The sequence below is a fragment of the Bacillus sp. JNUCC-21 genome (assembly GCF_041222765.1).
In the GTDB taxonomy this organism is placed as follows: Bacteria; Bacillota; Bacilli; order Bacillales; family Bacillaceae; genus Bacillus; species Bacillus velezensis.
Genome location: NZ_CP166019.1, coordinates 3,221,019 through 3,242,318, shown reverse-complemented (window position 1 = coordinate 3,242,318; position 21,300 = coordinate 3,221,019). Strand labels below are relative to the sequence as shown.

19 protein-coding genes and 2 pseudogenes are annotated in these 21,300 nt (G+C 47.0%); 16 read left to right on the top strand and 5 right to left on the bottom strand.

What is annotated here, in order from left to right:
- The first annotated feature begins 168 nt into the window (after positions 1-168).
- Positions 169-1,332, top strand: coding sequence for an iron-containing alcohol dehydrogenase (locus tag JNUCC21_RS16465; protein ID WP_052827779.1), 1,164 nt, complete (start codon positions 169-171; stop codon positions 1,330-1,332).
- Between the two features lie 86 nt (positions 1,333-1,418).
- On the top strand, positions 1,419-2,591 hold the full coding sequence (locus tag JNUCC21_RS16460; protein WP_007408651.1) for an iron-containing alcohol dehydrogenase: 1,173 nt from the start codon (positions 1,419-1,421) through the stop codon (positions 2,589-2,591).
- Positions 2,592-2,900: 309 nt separating this feature from the next.
- Here the strand turns inward: JNUCC21_RS16460 and ycaC are convergent, their stop codons facing one another.
- Entirely contained in the window at positions 2,901-3,545 is a 645-nt protein-coding gene (gene ycaC / locus JNUCC21_RS16455) for an isochorismate family cysteine hydrolase YcaC (RefSeq protein ID WP_076424446.1), read from the bottom strand.
- Between the two features lie 124 nt (positions 3,546-3,669).
- On the bottom strand, positions 3,670-4,176 hold the full coding sequence (locus tag JNUCC21_RS16450) for an NADPH-dependent FMN reductase (protein ID WP_251248245.1): 507 nt from the start codon (positions 4,174-4,176) through the stop codon (positions 3,670-3,672).
- Between the two features lie 457 nt (positions 4,177-4,633).
- Between JNUCC21_RS16450 and JNUCC21_RS16445 the strand changes: the two genes are divergently transcribed.
- The 3 genes from JNUCC21_RS16445 to JNUCC21_RS16435 all read left to right on the top strand — a co-directional run bounded on the left by JNUCC21_RS16445 (position 4,634) and on the right by JNUCC21_RS16435 (position 6,832).
- Complete coding sequence (locus tag JNUCC21_RS16445) at positions 4,634-5,986, top strand: glucose-6-phosphate isomerase (RefSeq protein WP_007408647.1); 1,353 nt, start codon at positions 4,634-4,636, stop codon at positions 5,984-5,986.
- Between the two features lie 65 nt (positions 5,987-6,051).
- On the top strand, positions 6,052-6,405 hold the full coding sequence (locus JNUCC21_RS16440; RefSeq protein WP_257229167.1) for a transporter: 354 nt from the start codon (positions 6,052-6,054) through the stop codon (positions 6,403-6,405).
- Between the two features lie 22 nt (positions 6,406-6,427).
- Entirely contained in the window at positions 6,428-6,832 is a 405-nt protein-coding gene (locus tag JNUCC21_RS16435; protein ID WP_012118292.1) for a YugN-like family protein, read from the top strand.
- Here the strand turns inward: JNUCC21_RS16435 and JNUCC21_RS16430 are convergent.
- Positions 6,829-7,812 (bottom strand): annotated as a pseudogene (locus JNUCC21_RS16430) (TrkA family potassium uptake protein). The gene JNUCC21_RS16435 and the pseudogene JNUCC21_RS16430 sit on opposite strands and share 4 nt — an antisense overlap.
- A complete protein-coding gene (locus JNUCC21_RS16425) occupies positions 7,809-8,063 on the bottom strand; it encodes a hypothetical protein (protein WP_015240464.1) in 255 nt (84 codons plus the stop codon). Before JNUCC21_RS16425 ends, JNUCC21_RS16430 begins: the two are co-directional and overlap by 4 nt.
- 133 nt (positions 8,064-8,196) lie before the next feature.
- Here JNUCC21_RS16425 and JNUCC21_RS16420 point away from each other — a divergent pair, with 133 nt between their 5' ends.
- From JNUCC21_RS16420 to JNUCC21_RS16390, 7 genes are all read left to right on the top strand, one after another.
- Complete coding sequence (locus JNUCC21_RS16420) at positions 8,197-8,460, top strand: hypothetical protein (RefSeq protein WP_029326024.1); 264 nt, start codon at positions 8,197-8,199, stop codon at positions 8,458-8,460.
- Between the two features lie 46 nt (positions 8,461-8,506).
- The gene (locus tag JNUCC21_RS16415; RefSeq protein ID WP_003152125.1) at positions 8,507-9,184 is read left to right on the top strand and encodes a zinc metallopeptidase; all 678 of its coding nucleotides are present in this window, start codon (positions 8,507-8,509) and stop codon (positions 9,182-9,184) included.
- Between the two features lie 42 nt (positions 9,185-9,226).
- The gene (locus tag JNUCC21_RS16410) at positions 9,227-10,516 is read left to right on the top strand and encodes a hemolysin family protein (RefSeq protein ID WP_007408640.1); all 1,290 of its coding nucleotides are present in this window, start codon (positions 9,227-9,229) and stop codon (positions 10,514-10,516) included.
- Between the two features lie 89 nt (positions 10,517-10,605).
- Positions 10,606-12,264 (top strand): alpha-glucosidase, encoded by a 1,659-nt coding sequence (locus JNUCC21_RS16405; protein WP_369878335.1) that lies wholly within the window; start codon positions 10,606-10,608, stop codon positions 12,262-12,264.
- Between the two features lie 121 nt (positions 12,265-12,385).
- Positions 12,386-12,808 (top strand): secondary thiamine-phosphate synthase enzyme YjbQ, encoded by a 423-nt coding sequence (locus JNUCC21_RS16400; protein ID WP_017419405.1) that lies wholly within the window; start codon positions 12,386-12,388, stop codon positions 12,806-12,808.
- The gene (locus tag JNUCC21_RS16395) at positions 12,801-13,832 is read left to right on the top strand and encodes a nitronate monooxygenase family protein (RefSeq protein ID WP_099567043.1); all 1,032 of its coding nucleotides are present in this window, start codon (positions 12,801-12,803) and stop codon (positions 13,830-13,832) included. Before JNUCC21_RS16400 ends, JNUCC21_RS16395 begins: the two co-directional genes overlap by 8 nt.
- Positions 13,833-13,857: 25 nt before the next feature.
- Positions 13,858-14,109 carry a hypothetical protein gene (locus JNUCC21_RS16390; protein WP_007408636.1) on the top strand — a complete coding sequence of 84 codons (252 nt, stop codon included), beginning with the start codon at positions 13,858-13,860 and terminating at the stop codon, positions 14,107-14,109.
- Between the two features lie 17 nt (positions 14,110-14,126).
- Here the strand turns inward: JNUCC21_RS16390 and JNUCC21_RS16385 are convergent, their stop codons facing one another.
- A complete protein-coding gene (locus tag JNUCC21_RS16385) occupies positions 14,127-14,864 on the bottom strand; it encodes a protein-glutamine gamma-glutamyltransferase (RefSeq protein ID WP_052827775.1) in 738 nt (245 codons plus the stop codon).
- A 143-nt stretch (positions 14,865-15,007) separates the two neighbouring features.
- Between JNUCC21_RS16385 and JNUCC21_RS16380 the strand changes: the two are divergent.
- The 4 genes and pseudogenes from JNUCC21_RS16380 to JNUCC21_RS16365 all read left to right on the top strand — a co-directional run.
- A pseudogene (locus JNUCC21_RS16380) lies at positions 15,008-16,048 on the top strand (cache domain-containing protein); the annotation flags it as partial.
- Positions 16,043-16,993: a methyl-accepting chemotaxis protein gene (locus tag JNUCC21_RS16375; protein WP_369878833.1), complete on the top strand. Its 951-nt coding sequence runs from the start codon at positions 16,043-16,045 to the stop codon at positions 16,991-16,993. The pseudogene JNUCC21_RS16380 and the gene JNUCC21_RS16375, both read left to right, overlap by 6 nt.
- A 184-nt stretch (positions 16,994-17,177) precedes the next feature.
- A complete protein-coding gene (locus tag JNUCC21_RS16370) occupies positions 17,178-19,166 on the top strand; it encodes a methyl-accepting chemotaxis protein (RefSeq protein WP_369878334.1) in 1,989 nt (662 codons plus the stop codon).
- Positions 19,167-19,293: 127 nt separating this feature from the next.
- On the top strand, positions 19,294-21,279 hold the full coding sequence (locus JNUCC21_RS16365; protein ID WP_007408632.1) for a methyl-accepting chemotaxis protein: 1,986 nt from the start codon (positions 19,294-19,296) through the stop codon (positions 21,277-21,279).
- The last annotated feature ends 21 nt before the right edge of the window (positions 21,280-21,300 follow it).

The window sequence follows — 21,300 nt, the reverse complement described above, 5'->3', positions numbered from 1 at the left end:
TGCATACTACATTCTCCGCCGTGAAAATCACACACTGTTTCAAGCTGTACAAGTGCCTTTCCCGGGAAGCCGCTGTCTGTAAACCATGTGATGCGCCGTCAAAAAAGCGGATTGCTTTACATTGAACGTCATCTTTCTGCATAATATAAATCCAAAGGAGGAGATGTCATGCAAAACTTTACATATTGGAATCCGACCAAATTGATTTTCGGAAAGGGAGAGGTTGAAAAACTTCCTGAAGAAATCAAACCGTACGGAAAAAACGTGCTGCTCGTATACGGAGGAGGCAGCATTAAGCGCAGCGGTCTTTATGATCAAGTAACCGAACTGCTGAAAAAAGCGGAAGTTACCGTACATGAATTGGCAGGCGTAGAGCCGAATCCGCGTGTCTCAACGGTGAACAAAGGTGTTGCGCTCTGTAAAGAAAACAGCATCGATTTCTTATTGGCCGTTGGCGGCGGAAGTGTCATTGACTGCACGAAAGCCATCGCGGCGGGCGCTAAATATGACGGCGACGCGTGGGATATCGTCACGAAAAAACACCAGCCGAAAGAAGCGCTGCCTTTCGGAACAGTGCTGACACTTGCGGCGACCGGTTCAGAGATGAACTCCGGATCAGTCATCACAAACTGGGAGACACAAGAGAAATACGGATGGGGGAGCCCGCTCGTTTACCCTAAATTCTCTATTCTCGATCCGGTAAACACATTTACCGTTCCGAAAGACCACACCATTTACGGCATGGTCGATATGATGAGCCATGTGTTTGAACAATATTTCCACCACACGTCAAACACGCCGTATCAGGACCGGATGTGTGAATCGCTTCTGCGCACGGTGATTGAAACAGCGCCGAAGCTGATCAATGATCTGGAGAACTACGAGCTTCGTGAGACGATTTTATATACAGGCACGATCGCATTAAACGGAATGCTGTCAATGGGCGCAAGAGGGGATTGGGCCACACACAACATCGAGCATGCGGTATCAGCGGTTTACGATATACCGCACGCCGGAGGTTTAGCGATTCTGTTCCCGAACTGGATGAGACATGTGCTCAAAGAAAATCCGGCCCGCTTTAAACAGCTTGCCGTCCGTGTCTTCGATATTGACGAGACAGGCAAATCAGATGAAGAGATCGCACTTGAAGGAATCAGCAGGCTGTCTGATTTCTGGACGAGCCTCGGTGCTCCGAACAGACTCGCTGATTATGATATTTCTGATGAGAAGCTGGATACGATTGCAGATAAAGCGATGGCAAACGGAGCATTCGGACAGTTCAAGTCACTGCAGAAAGAAGACGTGCTTGCGATACTGAAAGCATCATTGTAATAACATAAAGGGGGCGGCCGGATTGGCAGCTCCTTTTTTTCTGTGTTATAGTAATTCCCTTACGATTTTTTTGGAGGTCATGATAAATGGAGAACTTTACGTACTACAATCCGACGAAACTGATTTTCGGAAAAGGTCAAATCGACCAATTGAAAAAAGAGCTGAAGCAATACGGGAAAAACGTGCTGCTTGTATACGGAGGCGGCAGCATTAAGCGTAACGGCCTGTATGACCAAGTAACAGGCATCTTAAAAGAAGAAGGCGCAACCGTTCATGAGCTTGCGGGCGTTGAACCGAACCCGCGTCTGGAAACGGTAAATAAAGGAATTGAGCTGTGCAGAAAGCATGAGATAGATTTCCTTCTCGCAGTCGGCGGCGGAAGTGTCATCGACTGTACAAAAGCGATTGCGGCCGGTGCGAAATATGACGGCGACGCATGGGACATTTACAGCAAAAAAGTAACGGCGCAGGACGCGCTCCCGTTCGGCACGGTGCTGACGCTTGCGGCGACAGGCTCTGAAATGAACCCTGATTCCGTTATCACAAATTGGGAAACAAACGAAAAATTCGTATGGGGCAGCAATGTCACTCATCCGCGTTTCTCCATTTTAGATCCTGAGAATACTTTCAGCGTTCCGGAAAACCAAACCGTATACGGCATGGTGGATATGATGAGCCACGTATTTGAACAATACTTCCACAATGTTGAAAACACGCCGCTTCAGGACAGAATGTGTTTTGCGGTCCTTCAGACGGTAATTGAAACAGCGCCGAAACTTTTGGAAGACCTTGAGAACTATAAGCATCGTGAAACGATTTTATACGCGGGTACGATCGCATTAAACGGCACGCTGCAAATGGGCTATTTCGGCGATTGGGCTTCCCATACGATGGAGCACGCCGTATCAGCGGTTTATGACATCCCTCACGCGGGAGGACTTGCGATTCTGTTCCCGAACTGGATGAGATACACGCTGGATACAAATGTAGACCGTTTTAAAAACCTGATGCTCAACATGTTTGACATTGATACTGAAGGCAAAACGGATAAAGAAATTGCGCTTGAAGGGATCGATAAATTGTCCGCGTTCTGGACAAGCCTCGGCGCACCGTCCCGCCTTGCGGATTATGACATCGGTGAAGACAAGCTTGAGCTGATCGCAGACATCGCCGCAAAAGAAATGGAATACGGCGGATTCGGCAATTTCCAAAAACTGAACAAAGATGACGTACTTGCCATCTTAAAGGCGTCACTGTAAGATACATTCCCGGCCGGGGTGAAGATGAAATAGATTTTCAAGCTGCAGATGTAACCGTTTTGGGAGTCCCTCTTTCCAGATTTTCTATTAGTGCATCAAGAGCAAGTGAAACACCCCTTGCCATGAGACAACTATGGAAATCTCACATGATGCGGATTTGACTCCCTGTTTCTGTACATTTAGCAGAAAAGGATCAATTGACTTTGCGATTGCCGATCATCTATTTTCGCAAAATCTAAATCATGAAGATGAAGAGCCTTGCTATACTTCGAATTTAAAAAAGGGGCGCTGATTCAATCAGCGCTCCTTTTATGCATTTTGTGTACTAAGGTCCCGCTGCGCCGCCATATAGCTTCCCATTAAGTTTTGATAACCGGGAAGATGACTGGAGATTAATGCGCCAAAACCTTCAACGTCGTTGCGCCAATCACGCTGTAACTCGCATGCTACGCTGAACCAGTTCATAAGCTGCGCGCCGCCATGAGCCATACGCGTTAATGATGCATCTGCTACTTGCTTATTAAACGTCCCCGAAGCATCTGTCACAACAAACACTTCGTAGCCTGCTTTAATGGCAGAAAGCGCAGGAAAAGCGACGCAGACGTCTGTTACTACCCCCGCGATAATCAGCTGTTTTTTGCCAGTCGCTTCAATGGCTTTAACAAAGTCTTCATTGTCCCATGCATTAATTTGTCCGGGACGGGCTATTTTTGGCGCATCGGGAAAGAGATCAACGAGTTCTTGCATGAGCGGTCCGTTGGGCCCATTTTCAAAACTCGTTGTTAAAATAACCGGTAAATCAAAGAATTTAGCCGTATCACCGAGAGCCAGTACATTGTTTTTAAATTCATCAACACCATAGTCACGCACGAGACCGGAAATAAGGCCGGTTTGATGGTCAACTAAAAGCACGGCAGCATCATCTTTTGAAAGACGGGAATAAAGATCAGACATTTTATCATCCTCCTTGAATTAAGGCAAGTAAGTTTGTCAATTGAAAACGGTAAATCTATTCATATGCTGTATAGAAAGAAAGTTATTTCTGAGGTGACTTTTCGTGAGGGGGATGATCCTTCAATTAATCTGGAATGGGAACCGGAGCATGATCAATCCAATGGATAAACTGTTGTAAATAGCGTTGAAGATAACGTTTTGTTTGTTCATCCGTAAGTATGTTTTGAGCGGAATCAATTTTCTCATGGACTTGCGAAACCAGCATTTTTTGAAAGGGCAAAACATTGACTTGCATAGCTTCGAGTACTTCCCTCATTTGCGTTTGACCAAAGGCAGTACCGAACCCTCCGGGGGTTGCTCCGATTAAGCCAACCGGTTTTCTGTTTAAAACAGAAGAGGTCCGCGGTCTCGATGCCCAGTCCAATGCATTTTTTAATACCCCCGGAATTCCGGAATTATACTCTGGACTTACAATGATGACGCCGTCAACGTCTTGTATATCAGCTCTAAAGGATGTTACGGAGTCTGGTGCTCCGGCAATTTCTAAATCTTCGTTAAAAAAAGGAAGACTGTCTATTTCAACCCAACGAAATTGAGCCGCATTATCGAAGTCAATCAATGATTGAGCAATTGCTCAATTATACGAGTTTTTTCGTGAACTTCCACAAATAAGACCAATGGTTTTAGTCATAAAATCACCTCCCGGTTTAAAATCACTTTCATCTTAACACGATACCCCAAATATAGACACTATTTTTAAAAATGGACATTTATGCCTTAATATTCCTTCGTGGCAGCCTCTCAAGAGGAGTACTATATAAAAAGAACCGGCCCATCGGGATTGGCGATGGATGCCATCCTGCTCCAAAGTAAAGGTGATACGTTCCTGGATCACCAACATTCGATTCGTTACCCCTCTCACAATTATTACAAATATAACCATATCGAATCCGGGATATTGTATAAAAAATGAACGCATCTTTAGCGCAAATCCCGTATTCATCATGCCTTCTTCATGACTTGATTTAGCGGGTGAGTTCATATAAAGTGAAAGAGAAAACAATTCACCGTGATGGAGGGACAAGCAAATGACGCATGTACGCTTTGATTACTCAAGAGCGTTACCTTTTTTCAATGAACATGAACTTACATACGCACGTGATTTCGTAAAAACGGCACACCATAATATCCATGAAAAAACAGGCGCCGGAAGCGACTTTTTAGGATGGGTGGACCTCCCTGAAAACTACGATAAAGAAGAATTCGCGCGCATTAAAAAAAGCGCTGAAAAAATCAAATCAGATTCAGACGTGCTTCTCGTCGTGGGTATCGGCGGTTCATACTTAGGCGCCCGCGCGGCGATTGAAGCGCTCAATCATTCTTTCTATAACGTTCTGCCGAAAGACAAGCGCAAAAACCCTCAAGTTATCTTTATCGGCAACAATATCAGCTCAACTTATATGAAAGATGTTATGGATCTTTTGGAAGACGCTGATTTCTCTATCAATGTCATTTCTAAATCAGGCACGACGACGGAACCTGCAATCGCTTTCCGGATTTTCCGCAAACTTCTTGAAGAAAAATACGGAAAAGAAGAAGCGAAAGCGCGGATTTACGCGACGACAGATAAAGAGCGCGGCGCTTTAAAAACGCTTTCTAATGAAGAGGGCTTCGAATCATTCGTTATTCCTGATGATGTCGGCGGACGTTTCTCCGTTCTGACTGCGGTAGGCCTTCTGCCGATTGCGGTAAGCGGGGCTGATATCGATGAAATGATGAAAGGCGCTCTTGATGCAAGCAAAGACTTTTCCAGCTCGGAATTAGAAGAGAACGCGGCTTACCAATACGCCGTCGTCCGCAACGTTCTGTATAATAAAGGCAGAACCATTGAAATGCTTATCAACTATGAGCCTGCGCTGCAATACTTTGCGGAATGGTGGAAGCAGCTCTTCGGCGAAAGTGAAGGAAAAGATGAAAAAGGCATCTATCCTTCTTCCGCTAACTTCTCAACAGACCTTCACTCTCTCGGTCAATACGTGCAGGAAGGCAGACGCGATCTGTTTGAAACTGTATTAAACGTTGAAAAACCGAAGCATGAGCTGACAATTGAAGAAGCGGAAAATGATCTCGACGGCTTAAATTACTTAGCCGGCAAAACGGTCGATTTCGTCAACAAAAAAGCGTTCGAAGGCACGATGCTTGCCCATACAGACGGAAAAGTGCCGAACTTAATTGTCAATATTCCGGAGCTTAATGCATATACATTTGGATATCTCGTCTATTTCTTTGAAAAAGCGGTGGCGATGAGCGGTTATCTGCTCGGAGTCAACCCGTTTGATCAGCCGGGTGTTGAAGCCTATAAGGTGAATATGTTCGCGCTTCTCGGCAAACCGGGCTTTGAAGAGAAAAAAGCAGAGCTTGAAAAACGCCTTGAAAAATAAAAAGAAGGGCTGGCCCTCAGCATGACGGGTCAGCCTTTTTTAAACTGTGAAAGGTGTGATGATGAATGATACGGCTCTTATGTAAGCATGCCGTCATTTCCGTCTGTTCCGCCGCTATTGTCTATTCGGCACTAAAACTGTCTCCTGAATCCCTCTTACAAACCATCCTGTTTTTCGCTTTCCCTCTCGGCTTGTTTACGGACATGGTCCGGCTGAAACTGAAGATTGGCCGGATGCAGTCGCTGATCACGAAGTGCTGTCTCTATTCCGCTGTTTTCTATATTTCAACGGAAGCCGTTCTCTCCGCAATTGTGACGTATGTTCTGATTGAATGCGCCGTTACCTCTTTCCGGCGTCTGTCTGCCGCTCCCGATTCTTCCCGGGCGCCGTATGAAGATGCCGCAGAGCGGGGACGCTAAAGACAAAAAGGAGCATATGCACATGATCAGCATACCATCTTCACTTGAGGGGCAATCGTTTTTACTCCGCGAATTGGAACAGGTGCTGAAACCGATCGGTTATACCATCGGAGGCGGCTGGGAGTATGACCGCGGGTTCTTTGATTACAAAATTTCCGATCAGGACGGCTATTTATTTCTCCGCATCCCTGTTGAAGCAAATAAGGGACACCTGGATGAACGGGGGGCCGCCGTTACAATCGGCACACCCTTTTTGCTGAGGCACGTCTATCAGGAGGAAACGGATGATCACGCAGGCGGCGGTGTTTTTGAGTCATTATTCAACCAATTCTCCGAGCCGAAACGGCGGGATGCAGCAATTGACCGCTCATATACAGATATCGGCATCTCGCTTGTGAAAGAGCTGGAAGACGTCCTGCTGCATTAAAGAGCCAAAAACAGATCAGTATCGAGCACCTGGTATGACAGGGGAGGGGTCAGCATCGGCCCCTCTTCTTTTTGTATGCCGATGATCGTGGTATTCCGTTTGAGATAATAGAGCGCACAGTCATGATAAGATGAGCCCTTTAATTCCTCGGGGACGGGAATGATGCGCACCTTTTTCTCCAGCGTCAGATCTGACAGCGTTTGCGGTTTGGCAAGCTGCAGCTTGACCCGGTAATGCTCAAACATCACCCGGCTCGACAGGCGTGATGTGCACAGAAATCTTATTGGCTCCTGCGCGCTCGGCGTTTTTGACATACCGTTCCGTTAAAATTTCCACGATACAATAAACGGACGGATGCAGCCCTTTGATGGCGAGAAGCGTTAATACCGACAGCATATCAGCTTCGGATTCATTTTTCTGCTGGTCTGCTGTCAAAATGACGGTATCGGCTTCCGTAATATTCGCCTTATTGAGCGTACTGTCATCAGCGGCATGTCCGCGGATGAAATGGACGTTTTCAATAAGCGGCCCTTCCCTTAATGAATCATCAATCAGGACGACAGTTTTTGACGGCGCGATGTGCTGCAGTTCTTTCAGCAGCATATGCGACTTCTCATTCCATCCGATAAGAATGACGTGCCCCTTGCCTTTAAAGGCGACCTTCCCTTCGACATAGCGGGTGTTTGCTGAACACGGCTGAAGAAAGCGTGGCGAAATAGGCGGTCACAAAACTCGCTCCGCTTAATACAAGCACCATGCCGGCAATCTGCCCGAGCGGTGTCTGGGGAACGTAATCGCCGTAGCCGACTGTGGCCACCGTAATAACCGCCCACCAAACCCCTTCAAACACACGTGAATTGCTTCGGCTCAAGCATGTAAATGAGTTGGCCGAACAATAAAATCAAAGCGATAATGATCAGTCCGATCCGAACATATAACGGCCATCTCAGCCAGGAAATAAAAATACGGTTTGATTTCATTCGTCCGCCTCTTCTTTCGTCAGAGAGATGGATAAAATCTGCTTAATAATGGTGTTTAGTTTTTCGTCCAGCTGTTCCTGGCCGTATGAGTTACGCGCATGTCTGATTAAATCGGCCGTCTCATCTTCAAACTGTATGAGAGGTTCGTCGTTTTCCGCCTCATTATAGAGCTGGATAAAGGCGTCAAGCCCCTCGTTCATTCTGTCTATCGCATTGCTCAGCTGTTCTTTCTCGCCATTTGTCACTTTCATGTCGATCACACCTGTATCTTTTTTTATACAGTATGTCCCAGTTCGTTTGATGTCTTTCAAAAATCGCCGAAAACATATTCACCCTCATTTTTTCATATGATAAAGAAAGCGGACCGAAAAAGGGTGAGTCAAAATGACAGTCATTCAAAAACTGCTGGCGGCGCTGGCCGGAGCGCAGCTGCTCGCTTCGGCGGCCGTATTGCTTATTTTCAGTTTGAATGGATACAATCATATGTCCGGCGGATTTTCATGGCTTGTTTTTGCAAAAGAGACCGCAGGCACGTTTCCGTTTTACATCGGATTGGCCGGGTGTATCCTCATCATGCTCGGAGGATTGATTCCTGTCAGAAAAAAGAAGCGGATTTCTGTACAGGAAAACGGACAATCATTAAAATAATATATAAGCAGATCGTACGATATAAGAGAAAAAGGAAGAGGATAATATGCTGTTTATCTTTTTAACAATTGCTGCATTGGGATTGTCGTTTTGGGCACAATTTAAAGTGAAAAGCAATTTTCAGAAATACTCAGACGTAGAAGCTTCCAGTCAGCGGACGGGGGCGGAAACGGCAAGACGGATTCTTGATATTAACGGTTTATATGATGTGCCGGTAGAACCGGTAAGAGGCACTTTAACAGACCATTACGACCCGACGGAGCGGGTGGTGCGTTTATCTGAGCCGGTATATTACGGCCGCTCCATTTCCGCCATTTCCGTCGCTTCCCATGAAGTCGGACATGCTTTGCAGCATCAGGAATCATACGGCGCGCTTGTGCTGAGGCACAAAATTTTTCCGGTCGTCAATTTTGCCTCCGGGGTTGCCCCTCTGCTTTTCTTGGGCGGGATGCTCCTGGGCAGCTTGAACTTAATCGGACTCGGCATTATTTTGTTTTCGGCCGCTGTTTTTTTCCAGCTTGTCACACTGCCTGTCGAGTTTAATGCCAGCGCGAGGGCGAAGCGGATTATCGTGTCGGAAGGATTCATTCGCAACAGTGAAGAACACGGCGTGAATAAAGTGCTGAACGCCGCCGCGCTGACGTATGTGGCTGCGGCGCTCGTTTCATTATTCGAGCTGCTTCGTTTTGTGATGATTTTCTTAAATGGTCGTGATGAGAATTAACACGAAGGAGGTGGCCCCTTACCGTTTGCGGTAGGGGTTTTTTTGCTTATATTAAAACTGATTCTCATTATGCTGTTAATCGGATTAACGGCCATCTTTGTCGCTGCGGAATTTGCGATTGTCAAAATCCGCGGTTCAAAAATCGCGGAGCTGGTTGAAACCGGAGACAGCCGGGCGCTCGCGGCGCACAGGGTGATTTCAAATCTCGATGAATATTTATCAGCGTGCCAGCTCGGTATTACGATTACGGCGCTCGGACTCGGCTGGCTCGGTGAACCGACGATTCAGCGGCTTCTTCATCCTGTTTTCAGCCTGATCGGAATGCCGTCATCCATTACGCACGTCGTCACGTTTATTGCGGCGTTTATCGCCGTCACGTATCTGCACGTTGTTATCGGAGAGCTTGCGCCGAAAACGATATCCATTCAAAAAGCTGAAGCCGTCAGTCTGTGGACGGCGAAACCGCTCATTCTGTTTTATAAAGTGATGTATCCGTTTATTAAGCTGTTAAACGGTTCAGCCGGATTTTTGGTCAAGCTGTTCGGTTTTCATTCGGTGAAAGAACATGAGGTCGTGGTCAGTGAAGAGGAATTGCGGCTGATTTTGTCCGAAAGCTATAAAAAAGGTCAAATCAATCAATCTGAATTCCGTTACGTCAATAAAATATTTGAATTCGATAACCGGGTCGCCAGAGAAATCATGGTGCCGCGCACCGAAATCGCCGCCATCTCGCTTGAACAGTCAGTTGATGAAGCCATACATTTGATCATCAACGAACGGTATACGCGATATCCGGTTATTAAGGAAGACAAAGATCACATTCTCGGCATTATTAACAATAAGGATTTATTTAAGGCGTATTTTCTCGGCCGCTCCATTGAATTAAAAGAAATTATGCGTCCGGTCATCAGAGTCATTGAAAGCATCCCCGTTCAGGAGCTTTTGATCCGCATGCAGAAGGAGCGGATTCATATGGCGATTCTCGTTGACGAATACGGCGGCACGGCGGGACTTGTGACCGTCGAAGACATATTGGAGGAAATCGTCGGGGAAATCCGTGATGAATATGACCAGGATGAAATGCCCCACATCGTCAAAAAAGGCGAACACCATTATGTGATGGACGGCAAGGCGCTCATAGAAGAGGTGAATGATCTCCTTGATATCGCCATCGAAAATGAAGACATTGACACGATTGCCGGCTGGCTCTTAACACAAAAAATGGAGCTGAAAAATGGTGATGTGTTTCATGCCGAAGGGTGTGAATTTAAGGTGCTGGAAGCGGAAGACCATCATATCCGCTTCGTTGAAATTAAAAAAACTGATTTCTGAGCCTCCTGCTTTTGCAATGAGGCTTTTTTTATGGAAAAAATGCTTCTTCGTCCCGCTCCTTCATATGATGTAAAGAAAGGAGTGTCGGTATGAAAACGGATTGGTGGAAAACGGCGGCCGTCTATCAAATTTATCCCCGAAGCTTTATGGATTCGAACGGGGACGGAATCGGCGACATGAACGGCATCAGAGCAAAGCTTCATTACATAAAAGAGTTGGGGGCGGATGTGATCTGGCTTTGTCCCGTTTTTGACTCGCCGGGCGCGGACAACGGCTACGATATTCGGAATTATAAACAAATTGCCGGCGAATTCGGGACGATGGAGGATTTTGACCGGCTCCTTGCGGATGTCCATGCGCTCGGCATGAAGCTGATTATAGACCTCGTCATCAACCATACAAGCGATGAGCACCCTTGGTTTATCGAATCACGCTCAGGGAAAGATTCCGAAAAACGGGACTGGTACATCTGGAGAGACGGAAAAAACGGCAAAGAGCCGAACAATTGGGAAAGCATTTTCGGCGGATCGGCGTGGGAATATGACCAAGAGACCGGCCAGTATTACCTGCACCTGTTTGACAAAAAACAGCCTGATTTAAATTGGGAAAACGAAGCGATGAGGCAGTCCGTTTATGAGATGGTCCGCTGGTGGCTTGATAAAGGCATAGACGGCTTCCGGGTGGATGCCATTTCTCACATTAAGAAAAAAGAAGGGCTCCCTGACATGCCGAATCCGGACGGTCTCCCGTACGTCCCGTCTTTCCCGTACCATATGAATGGGGAAGGCATAATGGATCTCTTAAAAGAGCTGAAACGGGAAACATTTTCACGCTATCCGATCATGACGGTCGGCGAGGCGAACGGAGTGGCGGCTTGGGAGGCGGCTGATTGGGCCGGTGAAGAAAACGGCGTCTTTCAAATGATTTTTCAATTTGAACATCTCGGCCTCTGGGATACGGAAGATGATCAAAGCATCTCCATTCCGGCGCTTAAGCGCGTCTTGTCCGGCTGGCAGAACAGTCTTGAAGGAAAGGGCTGGAACGCGTTATTTATGGAGAACCACGATCAGCCCCGTTCCGTCTCGGTATGGGGTGACGAACGGTTTTTGACAGAAAGCGCCAAGGCACTCGCCGCGATGTATATGCTGATGAAAGGCACGCCGTTTATTTACCAGGGGCAGGAGCTCGGGATGACGAATGTTTCGTTTCCGTCCATTGAAGATTATGATGACGCCGCAATGAAATATCTGTATGAAAAAGAGACGTCCCGCGGCGTTCCGCATGAAAAAGTGATGAAGATCATCTGGAAGAAGGGCCGGGATAATTCACGGACACCGATGCAATGGAGCGGTGAGGCGAACGGCGGGTTTTCTGATGCTTCTCCGTGGCTCGGAGTGAATCCGAACCACACATGGCTGAATGCTGCATCACAAATGCAGGATGAAACATCCGTATACCATTTCTACAGACGGCTGCTCGCCCTCAGAAAAGAACACGGCGTATTGATCAGCGGCACATATGAATTGCTGCTTCCGAATGACCGGCAGATTTATGCCTATCTAAGAAAAAACGGAACAAAAACCGCCCTGATCATCACAAATCTGTCCCGGACCCCCGCTTTATACAGGCATCCCGGTTATCCGCTTGACTCCGATACGCTCGTGCTCGCAAGCATGGAAACACCACCGCATCGGCATGTGACATCCTTTCTTTTAAAGCCTTATGAGGCCCGCGTATATATATGGTGAAAAACTTCAGTCCCGAGGCTGAAGTTTTTTGTGATCTGCGTTTATCATCGCGATCCGACAGGAAAAGACAAATACAGAAACGAATATGGGAAAGGAAGAGAAAAAGAAAGGAGGCATCTATATGCTGAAAAAATTGCAGATTCAAACAAACAGACGGGATGAAATGATCGACATCACACATGAAGCTGAAGCGTTTCTCCGCAAAACAGGCGTGAAAAACGGTTTGGCGCTCATATACTGTCCCCATACAACCGCCGGCATTACCATAAATGAAAATGCCGATCCGGATGTGAAGAGGGATATGCTCAGAAGGTTTGATGAAATGTATCCGTGGGAGCACGAACTGGACCGGCATATGGAGGGAAATACGGCGGCACATATGAAAGCGAGTACAACCGGCGCCTCCCAGCATGTCATCATAGAAGACGGCCGCCTGATACTCGGAACATGGCAGGGCGTTTATTTTTGCGAATTTGACGGTCCGCGAAACAGAACCTGTTATATCAAAATACAGGCTGAAACGGAGGAAAACACAAATGAGTGAGTGGATGAGTGCATTATCATTAACAAAGCCCGTCATTCAGGCGCCGATGGCCGGCGGGCTGGTCACGCCGCGTCTGGCTTCGGCGGTATCAAATGAAGGGGCGCTCGGAAGCCTCGCTTCAGGATACGTCAGCCCGCAAGCGCTTGAAAAACAGCTTATCGAGATGAAAGAGCTGACGAACCGCTCCTATCAAGTAAATCTTTTCGTTCCGGAAGAAAGGCAGATGCCTGAGGCGGAACTTGTTGAAAAATGGAAAGCCCGCATCCCGAGGGCAAAAGACGCCAAGCCGTTCTCTGATCTGAAAGAAGAATGGAATGATTTCGAGGAAAAAGCGGAGCTTCTGATCCGTTACGGAGTCAAAGCGTGTTCATTCACCTTCGGCCTGCCGCCGGAAGAAACGGCGGAAAAGCTGAAGAAAAGCGGATGTTTCCTTTTCGGCACGGCGACAACGCCGGAGGAAGCGAAGGTCTTTGAAGAACGGGGGATGGACGCCGTTATTCTTCAGGGAATAGAAGCCGGCGGGCATCGCGGGTCGTTTCTGCCGGTTAAAGGAGAACCGGCTCTCGGCCTTATGGCGCTGATTCCGCAGGCTAAAGACGCGCTGAATATCCCGGTGATTGCGGCAGGCGGCATTTTTGACCGCCGCGGCGTGCAGGCCGCCCGCTGTTTGGGTGCGGACGGCGTTCAAGTAGGAACACCGTTTCTCCTTTGTGAAGAAAGCAGCGCCTCACCGGCATATCAAAAAGCCATTGCCGAATCAAAAGGAGCCGACACGCGGCTGACCACCCTGTTTTCGGGAAAACAGGCGCGGGGAATCGTGAATCAGTTCATGAAAACATATGAGGCTGACGAGGGAAATACGCTGCCTTATCCGCTGCATAATACGCTGACAAAGCCGATGCGCGGGCACGCGGCTCAATCAGGAGACGCGGAGTATATGTCTTTATGGGCCGGCCAGTCCGCCGCGAAACTTGAAGGGCCGACAGACGTGAAAACCGTTTTGGACAGATTGTGCGAATCATAATTCAGAAATCGTGAGGTGATGGATGATGAAGATTCTTCAAATGTCCTACAAAAAAAGAGGGACTATTGAGTTTGTCTTTGAAGATTTTCCGCATTCCAAAGTCACCATGGCGCCGATTAAAGGGTATTACTTTGTCCGCGCCATTAAATGGAGCCGACGGGACAGAGCCGTCACCCGCCATGATTTAGAGAAGTTTGAATGGGCTGCAAATCAAGCGCTCGGCACGACGGCTTTTTACCGGAAAAGAAAAGCATTCCGCATCCCATCGTCACAATGACAGACGATGGGATTGTTTTAATGCATGATCTGATAAAGCGCGGGTGCATCAAGCCTTGTTGCCTGGTTAAGCAGATAAGCCGGCTGCATGGCATTTTTTTTTCTTAAAGAATTCAATCTCTGGATGATTTGTTCAGCGGTCAGAATCCCGAGACCGTGGGCGAAATATTGATCATTCCCCATCACAATGACATTCTCTCCCCGCCACTGAGCCTTTGCAGGATTAAAATCAGGATTTTTAAAATATAAACAATCTCCCCGTAAAAAGTGGCTGCCGGTTTCCGTGTAGATCGGCAGATGCTCATAGTGCCAGTCATACAAAGTGATATCCCGGAAACGCCGGTTAAACCGTTCTTCACCGATTGTCTTTAAGACGGCCAGATAATAAATCACAACAATGGCGGTAGCGCATTCAAATGCGTAAAACGCCCCGTTTTCAATAATGTCCCGAATCGCTTTTGAAGCGGGGATTCTGTACTTCAGCTCCAAGGCTCCTTCCGGCGTCACTCTCCAATAAGCCGTATTTCCGTATGTTTTGGCGAAAGTTGCAAATTTCACACCTGATCCGTGCAGTTCTCTTGCGGCTTCCACAATATGGCGGCGCAGCCGCACCTCGAACATCAGTTCAGCAATCGACCCGTAATCGAATTGTACGGGAGAATTGAGCAGTTCATTTATATACGGAACAAGGCTTTCTTCCGTCTGCCAGTTCGCGATATCCTGAGGCCGAAGCACTTGGCCGGATATGATAATCATCTTCGCGCCCCCCTTCTCTTTTTTTATAAGATATGCAGGAAGCTTGGGCAATGAAAATCAAGTCATAAAAAAGGAGGAAATGTTAACAAAATGTGAAGGCTGAGCCGATATATAAGGTATCACACTTGAGGGAGCAGCTTAATATGAAAAAATTCATCAATTGGTGCACAAAGGCATCGATTTCACGTAAATTAATCATTTCATTTATCGTGATCTTAATCATACCGATTCTCGTGTTAGAATTCAGTTCATACCATACGGCGAGCAATTCGCTGGATGATCAGATTTCAGGCAACGCGAAAAATAACATCGAATCTTTTAACACAACCATTACAAATGATATCGGCGCAAAAGCAAAGGCGATTGAATTTTTCAGTGAAACGTTAAAAGGGTCATCCTTCTCAAAGAAAAACATGTCTGCTCTAGAAGAAAAGTTCGGGCAATACACGTCTATTCATAAGGACGTAGCCCGCATTTACGGAGGAACGGAAGACGGCGGCTACGCACAGGCGCCGAAGGAGAATACTCCGGCCGATTACGATCCGAGAACACGCACTTGGTATAAAGACGCTGTGAAGGCCGGCGGCACGCTCGTTGTCACCGACCCTTACACCGCGGCAAGCGACGGCAGCATGGTCGTCACCGTGGCAAAGCAGATGCAGGACGGAACAGGCGTAGTGGCCATGGATATTACGATTGACCAGCTGCTGAAGCAGATGCAGGGAATCAAAATCGGGCAAAAAGGATTCGTGTTTATCACGTCTAAAAATAAAACCTATGTCGCGCATAAAGACCACAAACCGGGCGATAAAGTTTCAACCCCGTGGCTGAATGAGGTATACAGCAAAGACAGCGGCATTATTTCATACAAGCTCGATGATCAAAATAAAAAAATGGCGTTTACGACAAATAAACTGACCGGATGGAAAATAGAAGGGAGCATGGAGCTCAACGAAATTAAAGACGCCTCACAACCGGTGCTGACGATGGGAATGATCGTCCTTGCAGCATCCATTATCATCGGGGGAATTTTAATTCTGTTGATTGTCAGATCCATTACGTCACCGCTGAAACGGCTTGTCCGCTCTTCTAAACAAATCAGCGGCGGAGACTTGACTGAAACCATTGATATCCGCTCGAAAGATGAATTGGGCGAACTCGGCGCGAGCTTTAATGAAATGGGAGAATCTCTGCGCGGACTGATCAGCGCGATCCAAAACTCTGTCGACAACGTGGCCGCGTCATCGGAAGAGCTGACCGCTTCAGCTTCGCAGACAAGCAAAGCGACGGAACATATTACAATGGCCATTGAGCAGTTTTCAAACGGAAACGAAGAGCAAAGCGAAAAAGTCGATTCAAGCTCAGCCAAGCTGAATCATATAAATGACGGACTCACCGCCGTTTCCCGCACATCATCATCCATTACGGAAGCATCTAAACAATCGAAGGAAGCTGCCGGCACCGGGGAAGAATATGTGCAGCAAACCGTCGGGCAGATGAATCTCATCAATCAATCGGTCCAGCAGGCGGAAGCGGTTGTAAAAGGCCTTGAAGCCAAATCAAAAGACATCACTCATATTTTAAGAGTCATCAACGGCATTGCCGATCAGACAAACCTGCTTGCATTAAATGCAGCCATTGAAGCGGCAAGAGCCGGTGAATACGGGCGGGGCTTCTCAGTGGTAGCCGAAGAAGTGCGCAAGCTTGCCGTCCAATCCGCCGGTTCTGCCAAAGAGATTGAAAAACTCATTCAGGAAATCACGGCTGAGATTAATACATCACTTCACATGTTCACATCCGTTAATGAAGAAGTTCAATCAGGACTTGCCGTGACGGACCGCACGAAAGAAAGCTTCCAGAATATCTTCGGCATGACAAACGATATCGCCGAGAAGCTTCAATCGATGAACGGCACGGTTGAACAGCTGTCAGACAGCTCTCAGCACGTTTCAGCCGCGGTGACGGATATTGCGGACGTATCACGGGAAAGCGCAGCAAGCATTCAGGATATTGCCGCATCCGCAGAAGAACAGCTTGCATCAATGGAAGAAATCAGCACATCCGCCGATACTTTGGCGCAAATGGCCGAAGAACTGCGGGAATTAACGAAACAATTTAAAATCAACTAGTAAAAAAGGACGCTTTCCGGATGGAAGGCGTCCTTTTTTATAGTGACAGCCGGATAATTGAATAAAAAGTCTTGCATGCAAAGGGAGTACATAGAACTATTTTTCATTTATGACTTAATTTTCAATGTAATAAAAAGGGAGTCGGCCGATATAAACAGTAAATGATTGAAAGAGGTTTACAAAATTGAAAAAAACAGCAAAAAAAATCGCCAGAAAATCAATAGCCAAAAAACTGATCATTTCATTTTTACTGATCTTAATTATTCCGGTAGCAGTATTGGCCGCCGGCGCCTACCGTTCGGCGGCTTCATCCGTTGAAAAGCAAATGATGGAAAGCGCCGAAGGAAATGTGCAAATCTTAAACAATATGATTGATGACCGGATCGGAATGTTTACAAAAAGCTCAGCGTATTTCAGCGAATGGGCGACAAGCGCTAAATTTAAAGAAAAAAACCAAACGGAAATGCAAGAAAGGTTCAAGCAGTTTATTGAAAGCAATGATAAAGCATCCGCCGTATTTTCAAGCAGCAAGGAAGGAACGTTTACCCGTTATCCGCATGCCGATATGCCGCCCGATTTCAATCCGCTTGAAAGAAGCTGGTATCAGGAAGCCATGGAGAATAAAGGCCAAACCATCATCACAGACCCTTATGAGTCCATCTCAAACAAAAAGATGGTCGTCACCATGGCCCGCGCGGCGCAAGACGGATCAGGCGTCGTCGCCATTGATATAAAAATCGACGATCTCATCACGATGACAAAAGAAGTGAACATCGGAAAAGAAGGATACGCCTTTATCCTCAGCAAAAATAAAAAAGCCGTTGCCTACAGTGATGAAAAAGCCGGCGCGGCGGTATCGGGAAAATGGGTTGATACATTATTCAGCGGGCAAAAAGGCGACTTTGAATATACGCTGAACGGGAAAGCGAAAAAAATGGCGTACGTGACCAATGAAGCGACGGGCTGGAAGATCAGCGGAACCATGTCCGTGGATGAAATCAAGGATGCGGCAAGACCGGTTCTGACTCTGGCCGTTATCATATTGGCGATAGCCATTGCCGCAGGGATGATTTTCATTTATTTTGTCATCCGCTCAATTACAAAACCGTTAAAACGTCTCGTAGCTTCAGCTGAAAAAATCAGCAGCGGAGATCTGACGGAAACCATTGATGTCAGCTCTCAAGATGAGCTGGGCGTGCTCGGTAAAAGTTTTAATCATATGACAGATTCACTCCGTTCGCTTATTCAGGGAATTCAGGACTCTGTTGAACATGTCGCTTCTTCCTCAGAGGAGCTGACGGCTTCGGCTGAGCAGACGAGCAAAGCAACGGAACATATCACCCTTGCGATTGAACAGTTTTCTAATGGAACGGAAGACCAAAGTGAGAGTATTGATAAAGCGACAGCCCAAGTGAATGAGATGAAAGACGGGCTCAGTGATCTGGCGGAAGCGGCAGCCGTGGTGACGGAAACGTCAATTGAATCGGCGGAGATATCCGGCGCCGGTGAGCGGCTTGTCAAGAAAACAGCCGGCCAGATGGGCGCCATTGACCAATCCGTAAGTAAAGCGGAGCAAGTCGTACAAGGGCTTGAACTCAAATCGCAGGACATCACCAGCATTTTGCGCGTCATTAACGGCATTGCCGATCAAACGAATCTCCTTGCTTTAAATGCAGCCATTGAAGCGGCAAGAGCGGGAGAATACGGACGCGGTTTTTCAGTCGTTGCCGAAGAAGTGAGAAAGCTTGCCGTCCAATCCGCCGATTCAGCGAAAGAAATCGAATCCTTAATTCATGAAATCGTCAAAGAAATTCATACTTCGCTCGGAATGCTGGAATCCGTCAATCACGAGGTGAAAAGCGGACTTCAGTTAACGGACGAAACGGAAAAAAGCTTCCGGGACATTTCCGTTAAAACAAATCAGATTGCCGGTGAACTGCAAAATATGAATGCAACCGTGGAACAGCTTTCTGCCGGATCTCAGGAAGTATCAAACGCTTCAGAGGATATCGCGGCCGTCTCCAGACAAAGCGCGGCCGGCATTCAGGACATCGCGGCTTCAGCTGAAGAGCAGCTTGCGTCCATGGAGGAAATCAGTTCCTCCGCCGTCACGCTGGAAAAAATGGCGGAAGAATTACGCGAACTGACAAAGCGTTTTAAGATAAACTCTTAATTAAGTCTAAAAGACTAATTTTACGATAGGTAAAAAGTATGTTTCGTTATATTTCTTCTTTTTGGATGTGTATATTTACCCATAATTGCCGATATGAAGGGTAAACACGCAAGAGGAGATATAGCAGATGAAAAAAATTGTGCAAATCATCAAGCAGAGATCGCTTACAAGAAAACTGCTCATTTCTTTTTTGGCCATTCTCATTCTTCCTATTTCAACGCTGGCTTTTATCGCCTATCAATCGGCGGTAAGCACGCTTGACAGACAGATGATGGGAAGCGCACTAGATAATGTGCAGCAGATTAACGATATGATCAACACAAGCATCAGCCAAAAGGAAGACGGAACGGCATATTTCAGCGATTGGCTCACAAAGGATCGGTACAAGCCGAAAAACCAATCGCAAATTACCGATAAATTCACAGAGTACATGAAGATCAATAAAGACGTGGAATCCATTTATACGAGTGACACGGAAGGACATTTCACACGGTATCCGGATCTGCAGATGCCTAAAGGATATAATCCGCTTGAAAGAGACTGGTATAAAAAGGCCGTGGAAAATAAGGGGAAGGTTGTTGTAACAGATCCTTACCGCACGGCTTCCACCAATACGATGGTCGTGACGGTCGTTCAGCAGACAAAAGACGGCTCAGGAGTCGTCGCCATCAATATGAAAATCGATGAGCTTCTGAAAACGACAAAGAAAGTGAACATCGGGAAATCCGGCTATGCTTTTATCCTGACGAAAGACAAAAAAGTGGTCGCCCACCCGAACCGCACGTCAGGCACAGTATTAAACGGGGAGTGGGCTGAACAGCTGTTCACCAGCAAAAAAGGTGATTTTCAATACAAATACGACGGCCAGGAAAAGAAAATGGCTTATGATACAAACGGGCTGACAGGCTGGAAGATTACCGGAACAATGTATCTGGACGAAATTCATGAAGCGGCCCTGCCGATCCTTCATCTGTCCCTGCTCGTTCTCGTATTAGCGATTGTGATCGGAACCATCGTCATGGTGCTGATTATCCGTTCAATCACAAAACCGCTCAAGCAGCTTGTGACATCATCGAAACAGATCAGTGAAGGCGACTTAACAGAAACGATCGAGATTCAGTCAAAAGATGAATTAGGCGAGCTTGGCAAAAGCTTTAACAATATGGCCGCTTCGCTCAGGTCTCTCATCCATGCCATCCAGGATTCCGTGAATAACGTCGCATCTTCCTCAGAGGAGCTGACGGCTTCAGCGGAGCAGACAAGCAAGGCAACCGAACATATCACACTGGCGATCGAACAATTTTCTAACGGAAATGAAAGCCAAAGTGAAAACATTGAAAGCGCGGCGGAACATATTTACCAAATGAACAGCGGGCTTAAAGATATGGCGAAAGCATCTGCCGTCATTACCGAATCCTCCGCCACATCAGCGGAAGTCGCCAATTCAGGCGGAAAGCTCGTCCACCAGACGGTCGGCCAAATGAACGTCATTGACCGGTCAGTGAAAGAAGCTGAACAAGTGGTGCGCGGACTTGAAACAAAATCAAAAGACATTACAAACATTCTCCGTGTCATTAACGGAATCGCTGATCAGACAAACCTTCTTGCGCTGAACGCGGCAATTGAAGCCGCGCGTGCGGGTGAATACGGCCGGGGCTTCTCAGTCGTCGCCGAAGAGGTCAGAAAACTTGCGGTCCAGTCTGCCGATTCAGCGAAAGAAATCGAAAGCTTAATTATAGAAATCGTCAACGAAATCAATACATCTCTCGGCATGTTCCAATCCGTCAACAAAGAGGTGGAAAGCGGACTGGATATTACGAATCAGACCGAAACGAGCTTCAAACGGATTTCTGAAATGACGAACCAGATCGCCGGAGAAATTCAAAATATGAATGCGACGGTAGAACAGCTGACAGCAGGATCTCAGCAGATTTCAGGAGCTTCTGAGCAAATCGCGTCCATCGCAAAAGAAAGCTCCGCCAGCATTCAGGATATTGCGGCCTCCGCCGAAGAACAACTGGCTTCAATGGAAGAAATCAGTTCGTCTTCGGAAACGTTATCCCAAATGGCGGAAGAATTACGTGATATGACGAAACGATTTAAAATAGATTAATAGGTCATAGAACACCCAAAT